Raw genomic sequence first — 26,293 nt, forward strand, 5'->3', positions numbered from 1 at the left:
TCTTCGGCCGGGTGGCGTTCGCACCCGGTGCACCGCCGTGTGCCCCCGAAACGGAGGCGCAGACGCTCCGTGACGTGGGAATCTACGAATCCGCGCGCCGGACGCGCACAGAAGGTGCCGGTGGGGCGTCGGTCGACGGACCGGGACCCGACGCCGGTCCTCGTCGCCCACGGGCAGACGGGAGCCGCCGCGACCGTGGAAAGACGCCGGTCGTCGGCCGACCGGCAGGCAGTCACCGTCACTGGAGAACAACGTCGGTCGGCGGCCGGGCACCAGCCTTGTCCGGCGTACGACATCGGGCAGCGGCCGACAGGAACGCCGTCACCGTTACCGGCGAACAGCGTCGGTCAGCGGTCGGTGGAGGAACCCCGGCCGGCGTCTCCTCGCGCCGCCTCGTCCGCGCGTCTTGGCGTCTTGGCCAGTTTGCACGCCGGCGGCAACGCATCGCGTCACGTGGCGAACGATTCCCACATCGCCCGCTGCGACGGCGGCACTCGCAGTCCGAAGTCCCCCGGCGCCTAGGCTGGTTAAGCGGGTCGACCGGCGACTGCGCAGCCGCTTCGAACGGACGGTGGAATCCCTGGCGTACCACTGGCGACGCCGGGGTGGGCCGAGAGAGGCCAGCGCTCGTCGACACATCTCCGGCCTCCGGACTCGTGAGCCCGCATATTCGTGTGCCGCATGTGCCGATCCGTAGGAGCATCATCGGTCCCTTCTGCCAGCGTCCTGCCGACCGCCCTCGGCGTCGCCACCGCAATCCTGGCCGGCACCGTTCGAACCACCACCCGCCCGGCCCATCCCCATGGATGTCCGGGCGTCCAGAGCGCCCTGACCACCAGCGACTCCGGACAGGAAGTCCGTGACCTCCTCGTCGCCCGGGGGCGCTGGACGTCTGCAGTCATCCGCCGCGTCGGGAGGAAGCGGCTAGAGACCTGGCTCCGCAATCGCCGGGTTGTCCGGCCTGGCCGGGGCGCCGCGACGACCGCCCGGATATCGAGGCACGCTCCCGGGACCGTCACACCTTTCAAGCGATCACCAACCTGCCGGGTATGGGCCGCATCCGGGGTGCCGAGTTCACGGCCGCGGCCGGGGGAGACATGACGGCATTCGGCACTCCCGAAGTGCCTCGTCGGCTTCGGCTGCAGGGCGGCCGGCCCGCCCTCTGCTGTCCACCCGGCAGGAGTGCAAAGAGGCCGTGACCGAAGCGCCTTGCCGCGCCGCCTCGGACGAACAGCCCGCGGATTCCGTGCGACACCAACTGGCTCAGACACACCGACAGGTCACATAACGCCGTCGAGGACGGTCCCCGCCGGGAGGTGGTGGCCGGCGAGGGCGAGGTCTCCCCATGCGGCGGTGACATCGCACCCGAGCGGGCGCGCAGCCGGACCCCGTCGTCAGTTCACCAAGGGCCCCGGGTCCTGCGTCGGGCAGAAGAACCGACATGTGCCGACGTCAGGATCCGGCAGCGGACACATGGCGAGCCAACTCGGTGGCCAGGCGTTGCATGACCGTGCGGTTGGCGCGTCGTATCGTGGCCCGGACGACGGGTCCCAGCAGGCGGTCGGCGAGCGGGACGCGTGCCCAGGCGTACGTGAACGACACGTGACTCCCGCCAGTCCGCAGCGGTTCGATGGTGTAGGTGCCCTGGGCCTGGCGTCGGCCGGCCGCGCTGACGTTCTGTTCGACGATGCGCCGCGGCGGGTCGGCCTCGACGACCTCGATGGTGACGTCGGTCTTCACGCCGCCCAGCGCGGCTGTGACCGTGGCACACGATCCGATGCCCCGATCGGGGCCGCTGTAGCGCCATCCGGTCAGGTAGTGGTTGGTGAATCGCTCGTGGTGAGCCATGACATCGAGGAAGTCGTAGACCTGCTCGGGCGTCTGCGGTACGTCGATCGACACGGTGACAGACTTCATGTACCACACGGTACACAGGGCATGTACCAATTGGTACACTCGTGAAGTGGTGAATAAGAACGGCCTACATCCTGAGGGCGAGGCAACGCCCGGCACGGACGGGGACCGGCGAGCTCAATTGGTGAACCTGGCCGTCGACTACGTCGCGGCACACGGCATCGCGGACCTGAGCCTGCGCGGCCTGGGCGCCGCGATCGGCGTCAGTCACCGCATGCTGATCCACTATTTCGGCTCCAAGGAGCACCTGCTCGTCGAGATCGTCCGGACGTCGGAGCAGCGCCAGCGTGACCTGCTGTCCCGGCTCCGCCTGGACCCCGGTCTCTCACCCGCCGATGCTGCGCGGCTCCTCTGGCAGCAACTGACGGACCCTCGACTGGCTGGTCAGGAGCGGCTCTTCTTCGAAATCTACGGGCACGCGCTGCGGGGCCGTCCTGAGGCAGCCCCGCTCCTCGAAGGGCTCGTGAACGACTGGCTGGAGCCGCTCGTGGCCGCCGAGGTCGCCGCAGGGGCGGACCCTGCCGTGGCCCGGAACCGCGCCAGGCTGGGACTCGCCACCGTTCGCGGGCTGCTGCTCGACCTGCTTGCCACCGGTGACCGCGCCGGTGTCAACGCGGCGATGGAGGACTTCCTCCAGCTGTACTACGGCTCGAAGTGACGGAGTCGCCGATCAGGCCACGTGGCTGGGCCGGACGGCGATCACCGTTCGAACAACGGTCGCCGAGGCGGACGTACGCCTCGACCTGCATCGCAGTCTTTCTCTCCAGACACCTCCGAAGCGTCTGGAGAACCATCGAGTTTCATCTCGTACCTCCAGTCCGCGCCGGTGGGCAGTTCGAGTATGGACTGGGTGACGGAGACGGGTCGGTCCACCCGTCCGGCCTGCGGCGATGTCGGCGGTGGTGTGCGTCGCGGTTCTCTGGCCTGCTGGGGTGCCGGGTGGGCTGGTCACGCATCCTCAGCCGGGCGGGGCGGTGAGGCGGCCAGCGGCGAGGCGTCTTCGTATCGGACCTCGTAGACGCGCTCGGTGAACTTCCAGCCGTCGCCGGTGCGCTGGTAACGGTCATGGTAGATGGCGTAGTTCAGCCCTCCGCGGCCGTCGCGGCCACGCCCGACCTCTGACATATAGGCGCGGCCCGACGCGGTGTCGCCGTCGAGCCGGATCACGCCCGGGTGCGTGTTCTGCACGAGAAAGTCCACAACGTCCGGCACCCGCCTGCCCCAGGCGCGGATCGGCTCCTGCCCTTCGAGTTCAACGGGGATGTTGGGCATACGCCATACGCCGTCCGGTGTGAACAGCAGAGCGATACGGTCGTAGTCGCGCATCATCACCGCGTCGGTGAACTCAGCGCGCAGCGCCTCGATCTCGACACGATCCGCGATGGCCTGAAAGTCACTCATCGATTTCCTCCTGATCGCCTTGGACTCGGTGCACGAACGACACCGGTCCGCCCTGCGACGGAAGCCTCCACGTCGGCGCTGCGGCCGGTCCCGCCAAGCGTCCCTGGGTCTCCTGCTCGCTGGATGGTGTGTTCGTCTCAGCAGTACGACGACAGGGCCCTCCGGAATGTGACACGCCCCCGTTCGGGGCGCACCGCAATCAGGATCCGTCGGCACGAACGACAACGGATGAGAATCCGCAAGGTGTAGAATCTCGCCGCTCGTTGCCTAGGCAGCCTTCGCTGAACTGCGGTTCTTCCGCTGTCTCAAGACGGCGACACAGCCGCTCGGTCTCACGAACGCGGCACTTCCCTTTGCTCTTGGTCGGCCGGAGCCGGCGTACCGGGACAGTTGGTCCAGGAGTCAGGTGGTGAGGGATGTGTCAGCTCCACGTGAGTCCTCGAGTCGGCAACCAGGCGTCGATGACGGCTGCCAGCTCGTCGCGATCGGTGAAGACGTGTCCGTTCATACCCATGGCCTGCGCGGCGCGTACGTTCTCCTCGCGGTCGTCGACGAAGAGGAAGTCGGCCGGGGCGGCCCGCATCGCGACGACGCAGTGATGGAAGGCTGCCGGGGCCGGCTTCGCCGCTTTGATCTTCCCGGAGAAGGCAACGTGGTCCAGATGGTGCAGCCAGGGCTGCGCGGCAAGGAAGGCGTCCGCGTGGTCCGAGGGGATGTTGGACAGCAAGGCGACCTCGGCGACGTCGCGGAGGGACTGGGCGTAGGCGACCATCGGTTCGTCGATGCGTGACCAGCTGTCGATGTCGGTGAGGCGCAGTTCCTCGATGGTGTCGGCGTCGACGGACAGGGACAGCCGTCGCAGTACGGCGGTCCAGTATTCGGGCGCGGACTGCTGACCGGCGTCGTAGGGCGGGCGGCAGGCCCAGTAGGCCGTGGTGAAGGCGTCGGTGGGTGTGTGACAGCGGGCGGCCATCTTTCCGAGGGCGCCTGGGCGTTGGTGGCGAGCGACGACCCCGAAGAGGTCGAACAGCACGATGCTGCGGTCGGTGGACATCGTCGTGGTTCCTCCGGATCTCGAGGGGCGTTCAGCTGCTACTTGCTGCCATCTCGCGCGTGCGGTCGGAGCCGGTGCGCAGGATCCCGGCGGCCACGGCGGTGATCGCACACAGCAGGATCAGCAGTGCGAAGGCGTGGTTCAGGGCGACGAGGTGGGTCAGCCAGCCGATGGCGGCGGGGCCGGCGAGCATGCCGACGTAGCCGAGCCCGGCGACGCGGGAGACATTGGCCCCTGCAGCGGAGGGGTCGGCGTGCCCGGCCGCGCTGAACAACTGCGGGACACAGCCGGACAGTCCCAGACCGAACAGCGCCCACCCTGCGAACGCGGCCCATATCCACGGGGAGACGGTCACGATCGTGATGCCGACGGCAGCCGTCGCCGCGCCGTGACGCAGGATCGCCATGGATCCGAACCTGGCGACGAGGCGGTCGGCGAGCAGTCGGCCGATGGTCATGGTCGCCGCGAAGGTGCCGTACGCGAAGGCGGCGGTGCTCGCGGGTGCGCCGAGGACGTCCTTGAGGTGCAGCGCGCTCCAGTCGTTGGCGGCTCCCTCGCACAGCATGACCATGAGAGCCAGGGCGGCGAGGATCCAGATGCGCTTGCTGGTGCCGCGGTGCTCGGCGGCCGGCGCCTGCTCGGTCTCCTCCGCGGAGCCGGTGTCGGCAGTGGTGGGTGCGGTCGGCAGGAGGGCGCGTGCCGATACGAGGGCGATCGCGATACCCAGGGCTCCCATGGCGGCCATGCCTGCGGCCGGGCTGAGGCCGGCGCTCGCCGTAGCCGCTCCGACGAGCGCGGCGAGGACGCCGCCGACCGAGAACGTGGCGTGGAAGGCCGACATGACGGGGCGGCCGTACGCCTTCTCCACGTGCACGGCGTGGGCGTTCATGCTCACGTCCAGGCAGCCGTTGCAGAATCCGAAGGCCAGCAGGGCGCCTGCCAGCGTCCACGGCTCCCGGGGAAGTCCGGGCAGCACCAGGGCCGCGCTGCACAGCACGCCGGTGGCGGGGACGACGATGCGCGCCCCGAGAGAGTCAGTCAGACGCCCGGCCACCTGCATACCGATGAAGGCCCCCAGCCCCAGCAGCACCAGCAGTCCACCGAGCGTCGCGTGAGTGATGCCCACGCGCTCCTCGATGGCGGGGATGTTCACCACCCAGGTGCCCATCAGAGTGCCGCACAGGCTGAAGTAGACAAAGGTCGCCACTCGGGCGGCTCGAAGCGAATCATTCATGACAGCCACCGTAACGAACATATTGTGCGGTTGAATACTGTTGCTTCGCACACATTGAATGTTTGTTTCGTGTGGTGTTCAATCGCGGTATGAGTAACGCAGACCGGCACGGGATGATCGCGCAGGCCGTCAGAGAGACGGGAAGGATCACGGTCCAGGAACTCGCCGAACTGACCGGCGCCTCCGAGATGACCATCCGGCGCGACCTCGACGCGCTGTCCGCGCAAGGCGTCCTCGAACGCGTCCGCGGCGGTGCGCGCACCCTGCTGCTCAGGGGCGAGGAGCCGCCCTTCGCGCTGCGTGCTCACGAGGCCGTCGACGCCAAGCGCCGCATCGCCGCCGAGGTGGCCTCGCTCATCGCCGACGGCGAGACCGTCCTCCTCGACAGCGGCACCACCTGCCTGGAGATCGCCCACCTGCTGCGCCGGCGACCGGTCACTGTGATGCCCCTGTCATTGCAGGCCATCCACGTACTCAGCGAGGGCCCGGGCCCGGCCACACTGATGGTGCCCGGCGGGCAGCCTCGGGCAGCCGAGGGAGCCCTCACCGGCCCCCTCACCCTTGCGTCCCTGGCGGCACTGCGCTTCGACACTGCCGTCATGGGCTGCTGCGGTCTCAGCGCAGCCCAGGGCCTGACCGCGTACGACCTCGACGACGCGGCCGTGAAGAAGGCCGGCATCGCCTCCACACGCCGCATCATCGTTGCCGCCGACGGCAGCAAGCTCGGCCACACCGCGTACGCCTACGTCGGTCCCTCGACGCTCCTGCACACCCTCGTCACCGACACCGCGGCACCCGTCGACGAGGTCATCGCGCTCGAAGGCACTGGGATCGTCGTCAAGGCCGTCTGACAAGAAGCGCAGGAACTCCCGACCATCGCAGGCCCGCAGGCGCCTCTTCGCATTTCGTCGTCCACAGGCCGACTACCGCGTGGCGAATCCAGGCTCAGTGGGTGGCCCGGGGCGTCCCGATTCCTGTCGTCACGGCCCAAGTTGGCCACTCTCGCGAGTCCTAGGCTGCAATGGGGGTGACAGACAGGCGCAACGGGAACAGGCCGCACGGGCCGGCCACGCTTCCTCACGTGTCCAACCACTGCGGCCGTTCTCACGTCATGGCCCAGTTGTCCCCAATGTCGTAACCGGCTTCACGTAATCAGGTGTAGAGGAGTTCGGCCTGCCACTCGTCCTGCGGCTGCTGATGCAGGTTCAGGTAGGCTGCGGCCAGTTTGTCGGGAGAAAACCGCGGGTTGTCACCACCGATGGAACCACCGACCGTCACGGTGGTCACGTGCACGTCGGAGCCTTGCTGCTGCTTGTGGAGAGACTGGACGTATGCCCGCAGCGACGCCTTGCTCACCGACAGAGACGTGTACTCGGGCGAGGGGTCCAGAGCCAAACCGCCACCGGTGAACAGCAGGCTCCCTCGGCCGTCACGCAGGAGCGGGAGGACCGTCCGGGCCGCGACCACGGCTCCAGTGACATTGACCGCGAGGGTGTGTGCAAACTCCCGTGCATCCAGCTCGGTGGGCGTATCAGGGCTCATCAGGGCCGCGTTGTACACGAGCACTTCCGGTGACCCGAACTCGTCTGCGGCGCGCTTGAGCGCGGCCTCCAAGCCTTCGGGATCGGCGGCATCCACCGAGTAGGCGCGCGCTGTGCGGCCCTCAGCGTTCAGCTCAGACGCGTACTTGTCCAGGCGCGCCGCGTCACGTCCGAACAACGCCACAGGGTGGCCGTCCCTGGCGAAGGCCTCCGCAAGGGCCAGGCCGAGGCCGGGGCCGACTCCGATGATTAGCGCGGATCCCTTAGTCATGATCTCTACTCCTTCTACTGAGTGTTGATATGGGGCGCGACAGTGCGCCGACCTATGTCGCCACCAGGGCGGGCGAGCCTGGCGGAGCCTGGTCCGACGTAGCAACCAACAGCCCGGGGGATGAGCTTGTTCCGCTTTTGACGGACAGCGTCGGTGTCACGTTCAGGCCGGAAGGGCGGTCCCGAAGCCGACGGCGGTGACCGAGGCTCCTGTGAAGTCTGCGGAACACTCGTCGGCCGACGTGCCGCTCGCCGCGGGAAACGCGACCTGACGGCACGTCCGCCCGCCCCGGTGGGCCCGCAGCCGGGGTGAACAGGCCGCCCGGCAGGCGGGCCGGCCAGCCGCGGACCTTCAGCGCATACGCGCGGTGGCGGACCTTCTCCACCTCGTTCAACCGCTGCGCGTCCCGGCCCGGACAGGTCGTCAGCTCCCGTGCCGAGACGGGCTCGGTCCGGGCGAGGACCGCCGCGAAGGGCTGCTGGTGCTGCCCCGCGAGCACCTCTGGGCGCCCTCCTGCCCGCCGCACCGGAGGCCGCGGGTCGTGGCCCGCGGGCAGACCCGTCGGCACTACCGGCCCATCCGAGGCGTCGGCCGCCGCGTCCGGGCCCGGTTCGGCCGCCCGGGAACCCGCCGAAGCGGGCGGCGTCGCAAGCGCCTTCGCTTCCCGCGCCCCGGCCACGGCCTCGTCCTCCTCGGGCAGCGCCCACAACACCTCCTCCTGGCCGATCCAGGCGTAGTCCAAGCGCTCCCGGCAGACCGCCGCATGCTCCTGCGCCTCGCGCAGCCGCTCCATCCAGGCATCCAGATCTTCCCGGGCCCACGGCTCGCGATGTTCCAGCAACGCGATCACCGGCGGCATGAACCGCACCTCCACGACCGGCTTCACTGCCGAACGGCTGCTCCGCAGACCCCGCCCACACGCCACGGCACCGAGAAAGCCCCAGCTCATCGTGGTACAGATTGGTTCACCACCACGTTCTGAAGACATTCAGATCCCAGTCCTCACTGGTCGTCCGACCGACGGCCGGCACCGAATCCCGCGACCACCTGTTATTCGGCCTCCGGCGAGCGGGAGGCCGATGGCGGCATGGCACGGCTGGCGAGCGCGAGGACAGCCATGATGGCGATTTGAGCGGCACCAGCGGCGGCGAAGGCTTGAGAGACGCCGTGGTTCTCAAGGCCGAGGTAGAGCGTGCCGATCGTGGCGACGCCGAGTGCAAGGCCGCTTTGCTGGATGGTGACGAGTACCCCTCCACCGACACCGGCGTGATGGAGCGGAACGTCGGACAGCACGAGGCGGAACAGCGATCCGAACACGAGAGCTTGGCCGAACCCGACAACGGCCAGAGCAGGGGCCAGGGAGAGCAGGCTGACGTGTGGCCACTTGTCGGTCACGACGACGACCAGGCCGATCAGTCCGATCCCGTTCACCGTTGCCCCGAGAGCGACCGTCATGCGGCCACCGAACCGTCTGACGACCTTGGGCGTGAGGAGCGAGCCGATGAAGAAGGCGATGGCCATGGGGACGATGGCGAGGCCACTTTGCAGCGGGCCGGCGTGCAGTCCGTGTTGCACCGTGAGCGCGAACACGAACATGAGTGCGCCGTAGCCGAGCATGAACAGGAGCTGTAGGAGCAGTCCTCGATGCATCGACCGGGTTTTCAGGAGGGATGGCGGCAGCAACGGGACTCCACCGCTGCGCTCGAAGCGACGCTCGAAGACGATGGTGATGAACGCGAGGATGGGTGCGCATGCGAGGAGGATCCAGGTCCATGCCGGCCACCCGACGGTTTGGCCTTCGGCGAGGGGCACGAGCAGAGCGACGAGCGTGGCGGCGAAGAGCAGAGTTCCACGGGTGTCGATGGTCGCGGGGTGCTTGGAGCGTGTCGGGGGCACGAATCGTGGGACGGCGATGAGCGTGGCGAGACCGATGGGGACGTTGACCCAGAAGATCGGTCGCCATGTGGTGCCGGCGATGTTGATGGTGACCAGGAGCCCGCCGGCGAGTTGGCCGACCGCGATGGCCAGCCCGGCGGCTGCACCGTAGAGGCTCTGAGCGCGGTGCAGTTCGGACCCTTGGAGTGTGGCATGGAAGGTGGCAAGGACCTGGGGGACGATGAGTGCCGCGCAGGCGCCTTGCAAGAGACGGGCGCCGAGTAGGAACCACACGTCCGGCGCCGTCCCGCAGGCCAGTGAGGCGGTCGTGAAGCCGGCGAGGCCGATCGCGAAGACGCGGCGTCGGCCGACTATGTCGCCGAGACGGCCACCGACGACGAGCAGCGCCGCGTAGACAGTGCCGTACCCGGCCACGATCAGCTCGAGGGCTCCGGAGGATGCGTGGAGCGACTGGTCGATCGTGGGGAGGGCGACGTTGACGATGAAGTAGTCGGCCTGCGGCATGAACACGCCGATGAGCAGAACCATGATCCCGACAGGACCCAGGTTGCGGGCGCCGTGGTCGCTGGTCAGGCGGCTCTTCAGGCGGTGGTTCTTGGTGGCCTGGGGGTCGATGCGGCGGTGGACGACGGTGCGCATGGCGTCGACGATAGGTAGGAGGGAACCTAGTAGCCAGCAACCATTTATACTGGTAGTACCCCTACCAGCCTGGAAGGACAAGCAAGGATGGCGACAGCGATATCGTCTGCCGGCCCCGAGGATCCTGGCAGCTTGCGGCGCGCAGAACTGGCCGAGTTCCTTCGGAGCCGACGAGAGCGCCTCACGCCCCAGCAAGCCGGAGTGATCTACACCGGCCGTCGCCGCACGCCGGGCCTGCGCCGGGAAGAAGTCGCGCAACTGGGCGGGATGAGTACGACCTGGTACACGTGGCTCGAGCAGGGGCGCGACATCAAGGTTTCCGATCAGGTACTCGATTCGCTGTCACGGACATTGCAACTCGACCATGACGAGCGAAGTCACCTGTTCGCTCTGGCCGGCGCCCCGGATCCCACCACGACAACAGAGTGCGACGCCGTCACGCCGCAGATGCGAGCAGTGCTGGCCAAGCTGGATCCGTACCCCGCCTGTGTGCAAGGCGGCAAATACGACCTGCTCGCGTACAACACTGCGCTCCGCTTGCTGCTCACCGACCTGGACGATGTACCCAGAGACCAGCGCAACTGCGTGTGGTTGACATTCACCCACCCGGCTTGGCGGGAGAGCATCGTCAACTGGGAAGCCACCGCCGCGCGCATGGTCGCCAACCTACGAGTCGCCATGGCCGACCACGTCGGTGACCCCCTGTGGCGGAACCTCGTGTCCCGGCTTCGGGCAGTGTCCCCGGAGTTCGCCGAACTATGGGACCGTCACACGGTTGCGCAGGTCGAGGACTCCGGAGTTCGGACGATTCGCAACGCCATCGTCGGTGAGCTCCACTTCGAGGTGTCCAACACCTGGCTGGCACCACGGTCGGGCCACCGCCTACAGGTCTTTACCCCGGCCGATTCTGAGACCGAACGACGTCTCGCCACCTTGGTCAGCCGGCCCCCACTTTCGGCCCGCGCCGTGAGCTTGCCGTCTAACCTCGGCGTGAGAAGAGTCGAGTGAGTGACTCTGTGGGTCGGCAGTCTGTTCGGTTCGGCCGGCCTTTCCCAAGCCGCCGGAGGTCGGTGGTCGGTGGGCGGGCGAGCCGGAGCTGGGCATAGGCGGCGATTACCAACCACGTCCACGGGTCGGCCGCTTCCGAGTCGCGGAGCCGGGTCCTGGTCCAGCTGAGTGTCTGGCTGGACAGGCGAAACGTGTGCTCGATGTCGAAGCGTCGGAGGAAGGACTGCCAGCAGCGGTCGACATGCGCTTCGGGCGCGCCGGTGCCCGACCACCACAGCCATACCGGCTTGTTGACCCGGCCGCTGGGCGACTTCTCCACGACCAGTCGGATGACGGTGCCCTCGATGGTGGGCAGCGGGCCGTCGTGGTCAGGCCATGCGGCCCGACGGGTCAGGCGCGGGTGTAGCCGGTCCGACGCCTGAGCGGTTGCCCTTCCCATGGAGTCGCGTGTCCGAGGCCGTCACCGTCTGCTCGGTGCCCCAGGTTGCCGGGTGGCCGAAGACGAACTCGCCACCGTGCTGGGCGGCCGGCCACCCTTGAGGTCGTGGACCCGCTGCGGTGTCGGCCGCCGCATCACGCGGTCCGAACGGGGGCGCCAGACTATCTCGACAGGCAGCCCCGTCGGCGAGTGGGCGATGCGCGGAGCGTCGTATCCCGCGTCCAGCGGGACCAGGTCCTCCACGCAACAGGAGCAGCAGGGCCGAGAAGAGCCCCCCGATCGCACCCCAGCGCCAGTCGAAGGACGAGACGACGCCGGACACGATCCAGGGGATGAAGCCGCGCAGATGACCCTTTGTTCGTTCGAGACCTCTTCTGGCCCCTTGACCCCGGAGATCACGCGCACTTTGCCGGACACCGAGATCATTGACCGTTTGCACATCAACGCATGGCGGAACGGGACCCTTCGGGCTGCCGTCGAGGCCATCGGCCGACGCCCCCTGCTCATGGCCGGCCTGTGGACCGAGGTCCGCCTTACCTTCCCCGCGCTGTCGGCGACCCAAGCCGGGTACGAGGTGTTCGCCGTCGTCGACGCCTCCGCCGGGTCGAGCACCGCGGCCCACGAGGCCGCGATCGTACGACGCTGTCATGGACATCGTCCGCGACCCCATGGGCGCTTGGGGACAGGGCGCCAATCGTGTGAGTGCGGGATTCAGCAACAAGGAGCGTGAGTGAGAGGTGTTGGATGGGAGTCGTGAGCGCGAACCGGCAACGCACCCGTGTCAGCGAGGGGCCCCTGGGCGACCCGACCTACCGCATGCTCTGGGCCGCCCAGTTGGGCTCGGCCGTCGGCGGCTGGATGCAGTCGGTGGGGGCACAGTGGATGCTGGTGCACCGTCCGGGCGCGGCCACCTGGGTGTCGCTCGTGCAGGCGGCGAGCCTGCTGCCGGTGATGTTCGTGTCGCTCCCCGCGGGCGTGCTCGCCGATGTCATGGACCGGCGACGGCTGCTCATCGGTGTCCAGAGCGCGATGACGGTGCTCGCGGCGCTGCTGACCGTGCTGACCGCCACCGGACGGACTACCCCCGCCGTGCTCATCGCGTTCACCTTCCTGCTCGGCTGCGGGCAGGCCGTCGGCAACCCCGCCTGGCAGGCGATCCAGCCCGAACTGGTGCCCAGGGAGCAGATCCCGGCAGCCGCCGCCCTGGGGAGCCTCAGCGTCAACGTGGCTCGCGCGGTGGGCCCGGCCCTCGCCGGCCTGCTGCTCACGGTCACCTCCACCTGGGTGCTGTTCGGCATCAACGCGGTCTCGTTCACCGCCGTGATTCTTGCGCTGCTGCGCTGGCGTCGGACCGAGGAGAGAAACACGGCGCCCGAGGCGGTCCTCGCCGCCCTGCACGCCGGCGGCCGCTACGTGCGCCACGCCCCGGGCGTACGCCGGATCCTGTGGCGGGCCGCTCTGTTCGTCGTGCCCGCCAGCGCCCTGTGGGCCCTGCTGCCCGTGATCGCCAGTGAGCACCTGCACCAGGGCTCCGGCGGTTACGGTCTGCTGCTGGCGGCACTCGGGGCAGGCGCGGTCGGCGGAGCGCTGGGAATGGGGCGGTTGCGCAAGGCGCTGACGGCTAATCAACTCCTGCTGTTCTCAGGCCTGCTCTACGGCGCTGGCGCCCTGATCACCGCACTCTCCGCGAGCCTGCCCGTCGTCGCCGCGGTGTCGGTCGTGACCGGGGCGGGCTGGCTGGTCACCCTGTCGACACTCAACACCTCCATGCAACTGACCCTTCCCGCCTGGGTCCGGGCCCGCGCCCTCGCGGCCTACCTGATCGTCTTCCTTGGCGGCCAGGGCCTCGGCTCGCTGCTCTGGGGCCTGGTCGCGCGCCCGCTGGGCACCCAGGGAACGCTGGTGCTGGCCGCCTCTCTGCTGGTGGTGGGTACGGCGAGCCTCCCGCTGTTCCCGCTGCTGCCCGGCACCGGCACGCTCGACCGGACCGTCTCGGCCCACTGGCCGGAGCCGGCCCTGGTCTTCGACGCGGTCGGCGACACGGGACCCGTCCTGGTGGAAATCGCCTACGAGGTGACCCCGGAGGATCTGCCCGAGTTCCTGGAGGCGGCCCAGCGGCTGTCCCGCTCCCGCCTCCGCACCGGTGCGACCCGATGGCGTCTCTACCAGGACGCGTCGGACCCGGCGAAGCTGTACGAGGTCTTCGAAGTGCCCACCTGGGACGAGCATCTCAGGCAGCATCACGAGCGCACCACCGGCTTCGACCAGCAGCTCCTGGACCGGGTGCGGGCCCTGTCGCGCACCGAGCCCCGGTCGCGCCATCTGCTTCCGGCCCGCTCGGCGGCGGCTCGCGGCTGACTCCGGCCGGGACGCCGGGGTCGACAGCGATCTCCTGTCAGAGCTCCCGTCACCGGTACTGCCAGGAGAGACCACACCATGGACCCACACCATCCCAGCGCACTGTCCCACTTCCGGCAGTCTCAAAGATCATTTGGCATTGATCGGTCAATCGACTTCTCCATTCTGGCTCATTTGCGCCATTCGAAATACAACGAGAAGAACGCCGACGAAAACAGCCGACGCAGCAGGAGAGGCGAAGACGACGACGGACTTCACAGGCCATGTCGTGGCCACGGACCGGGGCAAGGTCCGAGACTCGGCGACGGAATCGGTGGTGGCCTTTCAAGGCATTCCCTACGCCGCCTCGCCGGTGGACATGTTCCGCTTTGCGGCGCCGCACAAGCACCCGGGGTGGACGGGAATACGCGAAGCGGTGGACGCGGGACCGGCCGGACCGCAGGGCCCGTCACGGCTGGAACGCGTCATGGGGCCTCGTACGCCCGACTGGAACGAAGATCCACGGAGGCGGTTTCACCAGTGGCTCGGGCGGATGGGACTGGTACGACGGTGCCCGCCTCGCGGAAGCGGGCGACGTGGTGGTGGCGACCGCCAACTACCGGGTAGGGCCGCTGGGTTACCTCTATCTCCCGCAGATCGGCGCCGACAATCTCGGCGCCCAGGATCAGGCCGCCGTCCTGCGCTGGGTGCGCGACAACATCGTTTCCTTCGGAGGAGACCCTCGGGCCATGGCGGCCGGTGGGCAGTCGGCCCTGTCACTGGCGTTCGATCCGGCTACCGGGGGGCTTGTCAGGAGGGTGCTCCTGCAGAGCGGCCCTTGGGGCCTCCCGCCGCAGAATCCCGAGCAGGCCGCCGAGGAACACCAGCGCCTGCTGGACGTCCCCAGTACCGCAGATCCCGGGCAGGCCCTCTGCGCTCTCCCCGTCGGGCGACTCCTGTCCGCCTACGGCGAGTTGGCAGCTCGTCTCGCGCGCCCGGGCAACGCCGCCCCTCCAATGTACCCGGTTCTCGGCGGCGTCGGCATACCCCAAGCCTGGCAACAGGCGATGGCGAACGGGGCCTTGGAGGGCAAGGACCTTCTGATCGGCACCACCCGGGACGAGATGACCACCTTCTTCGCTTTCGAGCCACGCATCCAGTCGCTCACGCGAGAAAGCGCACTGCAACTCCTCGCCGGCCAGTTCGGCCCCAGCGCACAGGACGTCTTCCAGCGCCACGCGAACGCACTTCCGCACGTTCGACAACTACCCAGACAGCCCGATGTTGGGGACCCCCTCGGACACCGAGCGGGCACGGGGGCGGTCCTTCGCCACGGCTGTCGCCGCATTCGTCGCCACCGGCTCCGCGAGCGACTGGCTTCCGTACGCGCCTGCGGCCACCGCAAGAATCCGACACTTCGGCTGAAGGTAACCCTCGCCGACCGGTTCACGGACTGGAACGAGTGGCTGCGCCCGCTTCCCCTCACCCTGGGAGTGCTGTTGCTCCTAGTCTTCATCGTGATGCCAGACGCCGGGTCCGTAGCCCCTGGCCGATCCGCGTGGAGTGGAAAGCGGCATCACAACGACAGTGCAGTGGGACGCACCAGGCCTGTGCGTTTGACGCCAGTGAGAATGGGCGTCACCTCAATGTCGGAGATATGTGGCAAGGCCCCCACCGTGGCGGTCAGGAACGCATAGAGCGCGCTCAGATCGGCGGCGGCCACCGCGACCAACAGACTGCTGGCGCCCGTTGTGGCGGCGGTGAAGCGCACCTGCGGATGCCGGCTGAGGATCTGCCCGGTCTCCTGCAACGCCCCTGGTATCGCCTTGATCCACAGCAGTGCCTCGGCATGCACCCCCAGCAGAGCGAGATCGACTTCGGTGGCCAGCCGGACGGCATGCGCCTCCACCAGGGCGTCCATACGGCGACGCACGGTCCGCGCAGTCTTGCCGGTGCGGGCGGCAAGCTCCTCGTAAGTCATCCGGGAGTCCTCGATCAGCGCATCGACAAGTACGTCATCTCCCGGCAGCGGAGAGAGGGGCTCGGGGGAGGCATCGAAGCCGGGCCACAGCTGCGCGGACTCCTCCTGAGTCAGCAGTCCAGCGCTCCAGGCAAACCCCGCGGGGAACACTCTCAGCAGTTCGTACGACGTCCAGGACTGCACGGCCGCGGTCGCAGGCAGGTCGCGCAGCACAAGCTCGTTGCGGGCATCGCGTCCGTTCAGGAAGAGCACGACGCAGATCTCGTCCCCGCCGCCCAGAATGTCGACCCAGACGGTGTCGCGGCGCCGAGCGAGGGTGGCGGCGATGGCGGTGATCCGATGGGGGCGGCAGCGGATGCGCAACACCATGGGGATGAGGTGGGGATAGAGGGCGGGGTTGCGCACCGCCGTCGCCCGGAGGGTCTGGTCGTGGAACAGCGGTGCGGCGCGGCGCACGACCGTGCGCTCCGAAACACCCAGCACGTCGGCGACATGCCGCCAGGAGGCGCGGGGAGATGCCAGCAGCACGGCCGTGATCCGCCGATCCACAGCATCAAGATCCTGGCGTACTTTCGGCACCCCAACCCCTCAGTGATCTTCTTCCTCTGGAGACGAGCGTATCCGGGGACCGCGATCATCGGCGCCGCGCTACCTGCGCCAGCCCCGACGGATCGTGGCTCGACTCGGTGCATCGGACCTCGCGTCATCGCCCTGGAAAACACCCACCGCGGAACGCCGTCCTCGGTGTGCGCGGTGTCGATGCCGAGGGGATGGCCGTGCGGCGTGCGACGGCGCCGTGCGGCGTACGACGGTGCGCTCGGACAGGCCCAGGCGGCGTGACCACCTAGCGCCAGGAGGCGCGCGGCGAGGTGTGAAGAGCAGCTGGCAGCCGCGATCCCCGACGGTTCGTCTCGTCGAGTGATTGGCGCATGATCAGTCTGATGAGCCGCAGTCGTGGCGTAGTTTCTGCGTTCACGGCTCGAAAATGTATGTGAATCGGCTGAGAGTCCGTAGAACGGTCTTGTCGGCGGACGTGGTGGACGATCTTCGGCCGGGCGCGGACCCGGCCCCCCCTGCGGCCCCTGACGCGCCCTCAATGACGACTTTCAGATGGTGGGGAGAAGACCATGACTGATCACGGAGCCGATCTGGTGATCCGGGCCGACGCGGTGCACACACTGGTGCCCGGCCAGGCTCCGCAGCGGGCGCTGGCCGTGCGGGGCGACCGCATCGCGGCCTTGTCCTCCGACCGGAACGGACTCGACCACTGGGTGACCGCCCGCACCACGGTCCACGACCTGCCCGGTGCCACGGTGCTGCCGGCGTTCGACGACACCCACACCCACCTGATCTACGCCGCGCTCGGCGCGTACGACGTTCCCGTGCACAAGGCGCGCACGATCCCCGAGTTCCTGGACCTGATCCGGCAGCGGGCCGAGCTGACCCCCGAGGGGGAGTGGATCCGCACCACCACGAACTGGCAGGAACTCAACCTGGCCGAGCGCCGCATGCCCACCGCGGCCGAACTCGACCGGGCCACCGACCGGCACCCGGTCCTGGTCAAGCGCGGCGGCCACAACGACGTCGTCAACACCTACGCGCTGCGGCTGGCTGGCATCACCGAGGACACCCCCGCACCGCCCGGCGGTGTGATCGGCCGCGACGCGGACGGCAGGCTCGACGGTCGGCTGATCGACAACGCCCTGGGCCTGGTGGAGCGCCTGGTTCCGGCGCCGGACCGGTCCCAGCGGATCGACGGGTTGCGCCTGGCCACCAGCCAGTACGCCGCCACCGGCATCGGCAGCGTGCGCGACTGCGCGGTCACCCTCGAGGACTACAAGGTGCTCCTCGCCGCCCGCGAGTCGGGGGCGCTGAGCACCCGGGTGCGGGCCCTGATCTCCGCGCTCGGCCTGACCAGCGCGGCCCAGGTGGAGGACCTGCTCGACGCCATGGAGGACTGGCGCTACGGCTCCGACCCGTGGCTTCGGGTATGGGGAGTGAAGTTCGGGCTCGACGGCGGGCTGGAGGCCGGGGCCACCGAAGAGCCGTACGCCTGCGACCACTCCTTCTCCGGCACGCTGACCTGGGAGCCCGACGCCCTGGTCGAGGCGGTCGAGGCCGTGGTCCGCCGCGGCTGGCGCGTCGGCACGCACGCCTACGGCGATCGCGCGGTCCGCATCCTCCTGGACGTCTATGAACGCGTCCTGGCACGTAACCCAGGCCTGGCCGCCGGCACCCTGGTGATGGAGCACGGCGGCCTGGCCGGCCCCGAACAGCGCGCCCGGGCCGTCGACCTGGGTATCCCCGTGACCATCCAGCAGCCGCTGCTCCACGACACCGCTGAGGTGGAGGAGGGCTTCTGGGGCCCGGAACGCGTCGCCCGGCTTTTCCCGGCCCGCGGCTGGATCGACCTCGGCGCCCAGGTCAGCGCCGGATCCGACTTCCCCGTCGGCCAGTTCGGCGCCATGCGCTCCGTCTGGGGCATGACCACCCGGCAGACCGTCATCGGCGTCAAGGGCCCCGAGCACGCCATCACCTACCAGGAAGCCCTCGCCCTGCACACCACCAACGCCGCCCGCCTGTGCGGCGAGGAGAGCCTGCGCGGCACTCTCACCCCGGGCCGCTTCGCCGACCTCACCGTCTGGGACCAGGACCCCGCCCACTGCCCCAGCGGCGCCCTGCGCGATCTCAACCCCACCCACACCATCGTCGGCGGCCTCCTCGTCACACCCGCCGATGCCCGCTAGGAGACCGCGCCGCAGAGTGAAGAAACGCGCGACTCGCCCGGCACGCAGCAACCACAGCGACCGGGCGAGTCGCGCGGACAGGTGCGCACATGGAGCACGAACCTCGCCTGACTCAACCCGTGGCCGTACGACTGGTGGGACGCGCCGTGCCTGGAAAGCGGCCACCCATACCGTCGAGGCGGACAACGGCGATCGGTACTCGGTGTGGACGGCCACGCGATGACCGCCCGCCTCCAGATCGCCGCCGGGCAAGTTCTGCCCGGCATCCCGGCCTGACCTGCCCACTGGACCCGGCTCGCCGTCCGCCCCTTGGTCCCCGGGCGCTGGGTCCGTCGCTCCCCGCTCTCCCAGGTGGACCGCGCCGCGCACGGAGCTGGGTCCAACTGGGTCCGAGGACCTGTGACACCGATCAGTTGTGTCATCGGTGTCATCTGTGGCATCGGCGCCACGGCCCGAGGTGGGAAGGTGCCTCGTCCGGGTTCGGATTCGTCGTACCCATCCCCGCGCTGTACGCCTTGCTGTACGGTCGGAACATGTCGAAGTCAGTGACGATCCGGGTCCCCGAAGAACTCCACGCGCAGTTGCAGGAGCGGGCGGAAGCCGAGGGCACCACGGTCACCGCGCTCATCACCGAGGCCGCGCACAACGCGGTCCGCGATCCCCGCCTGGACAGCGCCGCCGACGTCTTCCGCGCGTTCGTCGCCGACAACGCGGCCGCGTTCGACGCGGCGTTTCCCGACGACGCTCCCGCCCGGCTGGACGCCTCTGGACGGGCTGCTGCCTGACCATGGAGCTCCACATCGACATCCGCTGGCTGCTGGAACGTCAGTCGGAAGTGCTGCCCAAGCACCCCTCGGTCCACGACTTCTCCAACCTCGTGGCCGCCGTCGCGCGCCACCGGGTCAACACCCCCCAGGTCGGCGTCGCCGTCGACAACGCCTGGCGAGCGGCGGCCCTGATGCACGCGATCATCCGACTGCGCCCCCTCCCGGCCCGCAATGCCTTGTACGGTGCCGCGATCGTCACGGCGTACATGGGCGCCGCGGGCGAGGCTGTCGACCCGCCGTACGGTGCGCTGATTGACCTCGCCCGCGACATCGACGCCGGCCGCGCCGACGGGTACGACGCGGCCGACCGCATCCGCTCCTGGCGCATCTGAGCTCACCCCATATGAGGCGCCTGGTGCAGCGCGGTGTCCTGCAGGGTGCGGTTTTGGGCGTCGGAGAGTGATGACACTCGGGGCTGTCGGCCAGTCGGCCAGTCGGCCAGTCGGCCAGTCGGCCAGTCGGTCAGTCGACGCAAGGGCGCTGCATGGGAGCCGCATGAGCAAAGGGCGGTCATCCTCTCGGGGGTGACCGCCCTTTGTGTTGTTCGGGTGTCCTTTCGAGTGATCACGCCGTTTCCCTGGCGGGGCCGATCGGTGCCGGCCTTCGGGTGTGCCACGTTGAGGTTGAGCCCAGCCCAGCCCAGCCGGACCGACGGGAGCAGAGGACCGACGCCATGACGTCTGCGATCACCCGAAGCCTTGCCGTGACAGCGATGATCGCCGCGCTGGCCGCGACAACGGGGTGCAAGGACGAGGACGGGCAGCCGACACCTCAGCCGACGGGGACCACCGCGACCGGGTCGGTACAGAGCACTGCGTCCGACGGCGACCCCGAGCTGGGCAGAGTCGACGTCGGCGACGGCTCGGACGAAGGACGTACAGTGCCGGCGATGCATGTCCCGACCGCGAACGTGGGCGAGCCGGCCGGCGGCAGGGTGGACTTCGTCAACACCGGCCATGTGCCGACGACGTTGCAGCAGTTCGACGCCGCCACCGATAGCGGTGAGACCTCGATCACCGCGAACGGCTGCGAGAACGTCGAGCTGCAGCCCGGCGAGAATTGCCAGGTCGCGCTCTCGCACACCGCTGAGGAGCCGGGACGGTTCAGCGTGACTCTGACGGCCGTGACCTCCCAAGGAGGGACGCTCACCGTGACTCTCTCCGGGGAGGCGGTGGGAGCGTCCAAGACGACGACGGCCACGACCGAGGAGCCGACCAGCGAGCCCCCATCGCCCACTGCCACCGGCACGGAGTCGACGCCGACTCCCGACGTCACGGACACACCGACACCGACACCGACCGGGAGCGGAGTCTCCTGACGCGTCGGGCGCTTCGCCGGGGCAGGCCGGTGACGCACGGCCTGGTCGACACCCCGAGCCCTTGGCTCAGCTCCACAGCCTCTAGCTCAGCTCCACCCGCACGGTGTCGTCGTCGGGGAGGACCACGACCTTGGTGCTGTTGTAGTCCGCGGTCTTGGAGACCAGGTAGTAGCGGCTCGGCGACTTCGCGATCAGCCGGAAGCCGCTGTACTGGTAGCGGTACGGACCGGCTCTGTCGCCCAGGTCCTTGTATCTGATGTCCCGCGCGTGGTGCTGGAGGATCACACGTGAGTGGACCACTACGTGCTGACTCTTCCGGTAGTGGTCCTGAGCGGCCGCGACGGCGTTGCTCACGCCCGCCATCGACGCGTAGCGGGCCATGGTGAAGAAGAGTGTCATCGTCAGTAGCCCGAGGAGCAGGGCTCCCCCCGACTGCCATAGCCGGTCCCCGGTGCGGCCGGGCCGGTCGTGTGTCCCTCCGTCGTGGGTGAGGCGCAGTTGTACGGCGAAGAAGGCCAAGGTTGCGCCCAGTGCCACCAGCATCGCAGGCACGAACTGGGCGGCCCAGCCGCCCGGAAGCGTAGGGAGAATCTTCTCCCAGAAGAAGACCGGGAAGCCCAGCAGCAACAGGGCAAGGCCCGAGCCCAGCAGCCAGAGGATCACCTTGCTGCGACGGGCCGCATGCCGTGGCCCGCTGAGCGACTGTCCCACCCAGCCGAGCACCAGTAACACGATGAGCCCACACACGAGCAGGAACCACAGCGGCAGGAAGATGGCGTCAGGGCTCTTGGCCAGCATGGCTTGCACGGAGAACTGCAGATCTTCGGGGATCACCCCGAGTGCGGTGTAGTACGCGCGCTGGTAGACGTTGCCAAAGTAGTACAGCAGCCCGATGGCCACAGTCCCGGGCGCCGCGATGTATGCAGCCTTGTCCAGAAACGCGGACTTCGGCGGCCGTGGGGGAGGCTCGGTTGCAGACCTGGGCGGCGGCTCCTCGGGCGCGGGCATGGCACCAGTCTGTTCGTCGGTTGCCCCGCCCGCACGTGAGGCGAGTCCGGTCGAATGACCATGCGCGTAAGCCGTGCCGTTGCAGGCAGCGCGTTCGTTCGGCATGGCCTATCGGGTATGACGGACCCTGTCTTCACAGGCAGGGGAGCGAAGCTGCCTATGCCCTGATCGTGATCGGGGCCCGCACCCCTGCGTACCCTGTCTCCGTGTCAGCCTCTCGCCTGCGTCGCGTCGCCGTTCTTGTGCTGGAGGGTGCGAAGCCGCTCGATGTCGGAATCCCCGCGCAGGTGTTCACCACGCGCGCGAGCATGCCGTACGAGGTGCGGCTGTGCGGCGCGGCACCTGGTCTCGTGACCGGTGGCGACGGCCTCTCGTACCACGTCGCCCATGGCCTTGACGCACTTGCATGGGCCGACATCGTGTTCATCCCCGGCTATCGGTTCCCGGACCGTGACGATCCGCCTCAAGCCGTCGTCGACGCGCTGATCGCTGCCCACGACCGGGGCGCGCGGCTCGCCGCCATCTCGACGGGCGCCTTCGCGCTTGCCGCGACGGGCCTGCTCGACGGCAGGCGTGCCACGACGCACTGGCACTACTCACGGGCGCTGGTGGCGAAGCATCCGCTCGTCGAGGTCGACGAGAACGTTCTGTTCGTCGACGAGGGCAGCGTGCTGACGTCGGCCGGCGCCGCCTCGGGCATCGACCTGTGCCTGCACATTCTGCGCGGAGACCTCGGGGTGGCCGCGTCGAACCACGCGGCCCGGCGATTGGTCGCGGCCCCCTACCGAAGTGGCGGTCAGGCGCAGTATGTGCCGCGCAGCGTGCCGGAGCCACTCGGTGAGCGGTTCGCCCAAACTCGCGAGTGGGCGCTGCACCGGCTCGACGAGCCCCTCACCCTCGAGGTGCTGGCGCAGCAGGCAGCGGTCTCGCCGCGCACGTTCTCGCGGCGCTTCGTGGCGGAGACCGGGTACACGCCGATGCAGTGGGTCATGCGAGCCCGCATCGACATGGCCCGCGAGCTGCTCGAGCGTTCGCAGCGCAGCGTCGAGCGGATCGCCGCAGATGTCGGTCTCGGCACCGGTGCGAATCTGCGGCTGCACTTCCATCGCATCCTCGGCACCACGCCGAGCGAGTACCGGCGCACCTTCGCCCAGGGCGAGTAGTCCCGTCACCGGCGCACCTGGCGCGATCCTTTTGAACCATGGCGATCCCGCCACTGTCACCGGTGGGGTGCCGCGAGCGAGCCTTGGTGGCGAACCGAAGGGACAGCACTTATGACTCGCATCGCCATCAACGGATTCGGCCGCATCGGACGCAACGTGCTGCGCGCACTGCTCGAACGCGACAGCACCCTCGAGGTCGCCGCCGTCAACGACCTCACGGAGCCCGCCGCCCTCGCGCGACTGCTCGCCTACGACACTACGGCCGGCCGGCTCGGTCGCCCGGTGACCGTCGACGGGGACGCCCTCGTCGTCGACGGCCGTCGCATCAAGGTGCTCGCCGAGCGTGAACCGGCGCAGCTGCCGTGGGCCGAACTCGGTGTCGACATCGTCCTCGAAGCGACCGGCCGTTTCACGTCGGCCGAGGCTGCCCGCGCCCACCTCGCTGCGGGCGCGAAGAAGGTGCTGGTCAGTGCGCCGTCGGACGGCGCTGATGTCACGCTGGCGTTCGGGGTCAACAGCGACACGTACGACCCGACCCTGCACACGATCGTCTCGAACGCCTCGTGCACGACCAACGCGCTCGCACCGCTGGCCGCGGTACTCGACGAGCTCGCCGGCATTGAGCACGGCTTCATGACGACGGTGCACGCCTACACGCAGGAGCAGAACCTGCTGGATGGTCCGCACCGCGACGCCCGTCGCGCCCGAGCTGCCGCCGTCAACATCGTGCCGACCACGACGGGCGCCGCCAAGGCGATCGGCCTCGTGCTGCCGAACCTGGCAGGCAAGCTGTCGGGCGACTCGATCCGTGTGCCGGTTCCGGTGGGCTCGATTGTCGAGCTCAACACGACCGTCACTCGTGACGTGACGCGCGACGACGTGCTGGCCGCGTACCGCACCGCGGCGGATGGGCCGCTCGCCGGCATCCTCGAGTACTCGGACTTCCCGCTCGTGTCCTCCGACATCACGGGCAATCCGGCCTCGTCGATCTTCGACTCGGCCCTCACCAGGGTTGATGGCCGGCACGTGAAGGTGGTCGCCTGGTACGACAACGAGTGGGGCTTCTCGAACCGCGTGATCGACACACTCGAGCTCCTCGCCACCCGCTGACCCGAGGGTGTCGGGCCACTGAGGGACTGGGCCCTCCTCGACCGCGACCTTGACGATCGTGCCCTGCATGGGCGAGGCGAGGGTGTCCCCGGAGGCGACCGGGCCGGACTTCTTGGCCGCGCGGCGCTTCGGCTTGGCGCCGGCCGCGAGGCCGGTGCGGGCCAGGGACATGCCCAGCGAGGACGGCAGCGAGACCTCGAGGCGCTTGCCGCCGACCTCGACGACAACCGTCTCGCGGCCCGGCTCCTCGTCGGTGTCCGTGTCCGCGGGGGCCGTGAACGCGGGGATCTCGTGACGAACTCGGTCTCGATCCAGCGGGTGTGGACCGTGAACGGGTCGGCGGAACCGGTCAGTTCGGGGGCGAAGTCCGGGTCCTGGACCACCGCGCGATGGCAGCCCGCCGCACGCAAGCCCACTACGGCTTGATGCAGCCACTGCGCCTCGAGGAGGCGCTCGGGCCCCTTTGCCGTGGGTGCGCGGCCGGGTCCGGCGTCTCGGCGGGGCCGCGCGGTCGAGGGGGTTCCGCGTCGGGCGCCGACAGCGAGGCCGATCGGCTGACCGTCTTCGAGCCGCTCAGCGATCGTCGACCGCTCGTCGAAAGGCGACTTCTGCCGAAGGTCTACTTTCCTGCTCTTCGCTGGGAGTTGCGCAGTGACGAGAATGCGGCCCGGAGTTCGTCTGTGAAGATGCCCGGGACCTCCCAGGCCGCGAAGTGGCCGCCGCTACGGGCCTTGTGGTAGTAGAAGAGGTCGTGGTAGGCGCGTGACGCCCAGCTGCGCGGGGCCTGGTAGATCTCGCCGGGGAACACCGTGATGGCGGCCGGGATGGACACGGACACGGCGTTGAAGTTGTTGGCGTTGTTCTCCCAGTAAAGACGCGACGAGGAGACCGCGGTGTTCGTCACCCAGTACAGGGTGATGTCGTTGAGCATCTCGTCCTTGGTGAGTACGCGCTCGGGGTGGCCGCCGCTGTAGGTCCAGGCCGCGAACTTGTCGTACATCCAGGCGGCCAGTCCGGCGGGCGAGTCCGTCAGTCCGTATCCCTCGGTCTGTGGACGGGTGACCATCATGGCCGAGTAACCGGATCCAGTCTTGTAGAAGGCGGCCAGCTGGTTGTAGGCGGCCTTCTCGTCGGGGCTGAGACCGGCGGGTACGGGGTCACCGCAGGCGAGCTTCTTCGCGATGTCGGGCGGCACGGTGGCCGGGAAGTTGACGTGGATTCCGAGCAGCCCGGGGGGTTTCTGTACGGCCATCTTGTCCGAAATCACAGCACCCCAGTCCCCGCCCTGGGAAACGTAGTGCTTGTACCCCAGACGCTCCATCAGCACGGCCCAGGCGCGAGCGATGCGGTCAGGGTTCCACCCGGTGGCCGTCGGCCGTTCCGAGAAGCCATAGCCCGGCATCGACGGTATGACGAGGTGAAAGGCGTCCTCGGCGCGGCTCCCGTGGGCCGTGGGGTTGCTGAGTGGCCCGATGACCTTCAAGAACTCCAGAATGGAGCCGGGCCAGCCATGGGTCAAGATGATCGGCAAGGCATCCGCGTGGCGGGAGCGGACGTGGATGAACTGTATGTCGAGTCCGTCGATCTCTGTTATGTACATCGGCAGAGAGTTGAGTGTCTCCTCGATGTTCCGCCAGTTGTACTTCGTTCCCCAGTAGTGGGTGAGTTCCTTCATCGTGGCCAGCTGGACACCCTGGGACTGATCGCGGACGGTTTCCCGATCGGGCCATCGTGTCGCCTTGATGCGTCGACGTAGATCAGTCAGATCCTGCTCCGGAATATGCACGCGGAACGGGCGGATGCTTTGCCTCTCACTTGCCGACATCGGATTTCCGGATTCCCCCCAGGCTCGCAGACCGAAATCACCCGTCGCCGCCACGGTCGCAACGGCCGCCGATGTGGAGATGAACTTTCGACGGGAATACGAACGGAGAAAATCGGGCATGACGGATCTCCCTGAATTCATGCGTCCGAAGTCGCGGAGTGTGCAGAAGGAGCGCTTCCTCGGTGAGACTTCCACTCGCCGGCGCGGACATGAATCGTGCGCACACCGAGGCTGCACCGCAGGTGTACCGAATCGGGCGTGGAGTCGCATGGCACCCAGGCGCTCATGCCACGCGACAGGCCTATTACTGTCCGTAACGCTAACCTTTCGCCCTGTGAGCATGCAACTCGAACGAGTGACGCCGACGAGGCACCCGCGTACCTGGGATATTGGATGCCACGTAGGGGCATGGCTCCGTCGGTCACGGCAGGCTCGGCACCGAGGCAGTCGAACGGGTGCACGCAGGTGGCTGCCCCGCTGGAGGCGGGTTTCAGGGGTTATTGCAGCACGCAGGGGTTATTGCAGCACAAATGATTCACTCGCTATGTCCAGGAGTTCAAGGGCTGTCCCGCTACTCTGC

At 68.6% G+C, this 26,293-nt stretch carries 21 protein-coding genes and 4 pseudogenes; 13 read left to right on the forward strand and 12 right to left on the reverse strand.

Going from position 1 to position 26,293, the window contains the following annotated elements; all coding sequences use genetic code 11:
• Positions 1-1,452: 1,452 nt before the first annotated feature.
• The gene (locus tag AQJ27_RS45420) at positions 1,453-1,917 is read right to left on the reverse strand and encodes an SRPBCC family protein (protein ID WP_067383348.1); all 465 of its coding nucleotides are present in this window, start codon (positions 1,915-1,917) and stop codon (positions 1,453-1,455) included.
• A 46-nt stretch (positions 1,918-1,963) separates the two neighbouring features.
• On the opposite strand from AQJ27_RS45420, the gene AQJ27_RS45425 reads away from it, so the two are divergent.
• Positions 1,964-2,572, forward strand: coding sequence for a TetR/AcrR family transcriptional regulator (locus AQJ27_RS45425; protein ID WP_067383208.1), 609 nt, complete (start codon positions 1,964-1,966; stop codon positions 2,570-2,572).
• A 290-nt stretch (positions 2,573-2,862) separates the two neighbouring features.
• Here AQJ27_RS45425 and AQJ27_RS45430 read toward each other — a convergent pair whose 3' ends face one another.
• The 3 genes from AQJ27_RS45430 to AQJ27_RS45440 form a co-directional block, all read right to left on the reverse strand.
• On the reverse strand, positions 2,863-3,315 hold the full coding sequence (locus AQJ27_RS45430; RefSeq protein WP_067383211.1) for a nuclear transport factor 2 family protein: 453 nt from the start codon (positions 3,313-3,315) through the stop codon (positions 2,863-2,865).
• Between the two features lie 421 nt (positions 3,316-3,736).
• Positions 3,737-4,369, reverse strand: coding sequence for an HAD-IA family hydrolase (locus tag AQJ27_RS45435; RefSeq protein WP_067383215.1), 633 nt, complete (start codon positions 4,367-4,369; stop codon positions 3,737-3,739).
• A gap of 31 nt (positions 4,370-4,400) precedes the next feature.
• The gene (locus AQJ27_RS45440) at positions 4,401-5,603 is read right to left on the reverse strand and encodes an MFS transporter (protein ID WP_235613910.1); all 1,203 of its coding nucleotides are present in this window, start codon (positions 5,601-5,603) and stop codon (positions 4,401-4,403) included.
• 89 nt (positions 5,604-5,692) lie between these two features.
• Here AQJ27_RS45440 and AQJ27_RS45445 point away from each other — a divergent pair, with 89 nt between their 5' ends.
• Positions 5,693-6,454: a DeoR/GlpR family DNA-binding transcription regulator gene (locus tag AQJ27_RS45445; protein WP_067383221.1), complete on the forward strand. Its 762-nt coding sequence runs from the start codon at positions 5,693-5,695 to the stop codon at positions 6,452-6,454.
• Positions 6,455-6,755: 301 nt separating this feature from the next.
• Here AQJ27_RS45445 and AQJ27_RS45450 read toward each other — a convergent pair whose 3' ends face one another.
• From AQJ27_RS45450 to AQJ27_RS45460, 3 genes are all read right to left on the reverse strand, one after another.
• Positions 6,756-7,415: an SDR family NAD(P)-dependent oxidoreductase gene (locus AQJ27_RS45450; RefSeq protein ID WP_067383224.1), complete on the reverse strand. Its 660-nt coding sequence runs from the start codon at positions 7,413-7,415 to the stop codon at positions 6,756-6,758.
• 52 nt (positions 7,416-7,467) lie between these two features.
• The gene (locus AQJ27_RS45455; RefSeq protein ID WP_159064583.1) at positions 7,468-8,274 is read right to left on the reverse strand and encodes a hypothetical protein; all 807 of its coding nucleotides are present in this window, start codon (positions 8,272-8,274) and stop codon (positions 7,468-7,470) included.
• A gap of 191 nt (positions 8,275-8,465) precedes the next feature.
• Positions 8,466-10,031: an MFS transporter gene (locus AQJ27_RS45460; protein ID WP_235613909.1), complete on the reverse strand. Its 1,566-nt coding sequence runs from the start codon at positions 10,029-10,031 to the stop codon at positions 8,466-8,468.
• 6 nt (positions 10,032-10,037) lie between these two features.
• Here AQJ27_RS45460 and AQJ27_RS45465 point away from each other — a divergent pair, with 6 nt between their 5' ends.
• Entirely contained in the window at positions 10,038-10,958 is a 921-nt protein-coding gene (locus tag AQJ27_RS45465) for a helix-turn-helix transcriptional regulator (RefSeq protein ID WP_067383230.1), read from the forward strand.
• Positions 10,959-10,960: 2 nt separating this feature from the next.
• Here AQJ27_RS45465 and AQJ27_RS59560 read toward each other — a convergent pair.
• Positions 10,961-11,637, reverse strand: a pseudogene (locus AQJ27_RS59560) (transposase); the annotation flags it as partial.
• Positions 11,638-11,743: 106 nt separating this feature from the next.
• Between AQJ27_RS59560 and AQJ27_RS61045 the strand changes: the two are divergent.
• The 4 genes and pseudogenes from AQJ27_RS61045 to AQJ27_RS60365 all read left to right on the forward strand — a co-directional run.
• Positions 11,744-12,127: an isochorismatase family protein gene (locus AQJ27_RS61045; protein WP_067383235.1), complete on the forward strand. Its 384-nt coding sequence runs from the start codon at positions 11,744-11,746 to the stop codon at positions 12,125-12,127.
• Positions 12,128-12,141: 14 nt separating this feature from the next.
• Positions 12,142-13,755 (forward strand): MFS transporter, encoded by a 1,614-nt coding sequence (locus AQJ27_RS45475; protein WP_067383238.1) that lies wholly within the window; start codon positions 12,142-12,144, stop codon positions 13,753-13,755.
• Between the two features lie 316 nt (positions 13,756-14,071).
• Positions 14,072-14,155: pseudogene (locus tag AQJ27_RS60360) on the forward strand (carboxylesterase family protein); the annotation flags it as partial.
• A pseudogene (locus AQJ27_RS60365) lies at positions 14,124-14,837 on the forward strand (carboxylesterase family protein); the annotation flags it as partial. The pseudogenes AQJ27_RS60360 and AQJ27_RS60365, both read left to right, overlap by 32 nt.
• Positions 14,838-15,310: 473 nt before the next feature.
• Here AQJ27_RS60365 and AQJ27_RS45485 read toward each other — a convergent pair.
• Positions 15,311-16,294: an Lrp/AsnC family transcriptional regulator gene (locus tag AQJ27_RS45485; RefSeq protein ID WP_067383245.1), complete on the reverse strand. Its 984-nt coding sequence runs from the start codon at positions 16,292-16,294 to the stop codon at positions 15,311-15,313.
• 548 nt (positions 16,295-16,842) lie between these two features.
• On the opposite strand from AQJ27_RS45485, the gene AQJ27_RS45490 reads away from it, so the two are divergent.
• From AQJ27_RS45490 to AQJ27_RS45505, 4 genes are all read left to right on the forward strand, one after another.
• On the forward strand, positions 16,843-18,462 hold the full coding sequence (locus tag AQJ27_RS45490) for an amidohydrolase (protein ID WP_067383249.1): 1,620 nt from the start codon (positions 16,843-16,845) through the stop codon (positions 18,460-18,462).
• A gap of 533 nt (positions 18,463-18,995) precedes the next feature.
• A complete protein-coding gene (locus AQJ27_RS45495; RefSeq protein ID WP_067383353.1) occupies positions 18,996-19,247 on the forward strand; it encodes a YlcI/YnfO family protein in 252 nt (83 codons plus the stop codon).
• Between the two features lie 2 nt (positions 19,248-19,249).
• The gene (locus AQJ27_RS45500; RefSeq protein ID WP_067383252.1) at positions 19,250-19,621 is read left to right on the forward strand and encodes a toxin Doc; all 372 of its coding nucleotides are present in this window, start codon (positions 19,250-19,252) and stop codon (positions 19,619-19,621) included.
• Between the two features lie 341 nt (positions 19,622-19,962).
• Positions 19,963-20,607 (forward strand): hypothetical protein, encoded by a 645-nt coding sequence (locus AQJ27_RS45505; protein WP_159064584.1) that lies wholly within the window; start codon positions 19,963-19,965, stop codon positions 20,605-20,607.
• 81 nt (positions 20,608-20,688) lie between these two features.
• Here AQJ27_RS45505 and AQJ27_RS45510 read toward each other — a convergent pair whose 3' ends face one another.
• The gene (locus tag AQJ27_RS45510; protein WP_235613907.1) at positions 20,689-21,615 is read right to left on the reverse strand and encodes a hypothetical protein; all 927 of its coding nucleotides are present in this window, start codon (positions 21,613-21,615) and stop codon (positions 20,689-20,691) included.
• A gap of 206 nt (positions 21,616-21,821) precedes the next feature.
• Here AQJ27_RS45510 and AQJ27_RS45515 point away from each other — a divergent pair, with 206 nt between their 5' ends.
• The gene (locus AQJ27_RS45515; protein WP_067383359.1) at positions 21,822-22,778 is read left to right on the forward strand and encodes a GlxA family transcriptional regulator; all 957 of its coding nucleotides are present in this window, start codon (positions 21,822-21,824) and stop codon (positions 22,776-22,778) included.
• A gap of 111 nt (positions 22,779-22,889) precedes the next feature.
• Positions 22,890-23,888, forward strand: coding sequence for a type I glyceraldehyde-3-phosphate dehydrogenase (gene gap / locus AQJ27_RS45520; RefSeq protein WP_067383259.1), 999 nt, complete (start codon positions 22,890-22,892; stop codon positions 23,886-23,888).
• 30 nt (positions 23,889-23,918) lie between these two features.
• On the opposite strand, the pseudogene AQJ27_RS53690 reads toward gap, so the two are convergent.
• Both AQJ27_RS53690 and AQJ27_RS45530 read right to left on the reverse strand, forming a co-directional pair.
• A pseudogene (locus tag AQJ27_RS53690) lies at positions 23,919-24,280 on the reverse strand (acetyl-/propionyl-CoA carboxylase subunit alpha); the annotation flags it as partial.
• Between the two features lie 227 nt (positions 24,281-24,507).
• A complete protein-coding gene (locus AQJ27_RS45530; RefSeq protein WP_341866159.1) occupies positions 24,508-25,713 on the reverse strand; it encodes an epoxide hydrolase family protein in 1,206 nt (401 codons plus the stop codon).
• Positions 25,714-26,293 lie beyond the last annotated feature (580 nt).

The sequence above is a fragment of the Streptomyces olivochromogenes genome, assembly GCF_001514115.1.
Classification (GTDB): domain Bacteria; phylum Actinomycetota; class Actinomycetes; order Streptomycetales; family Streptomycetaceae; genus Streptomyces; species Streptomyces olivochromogenes.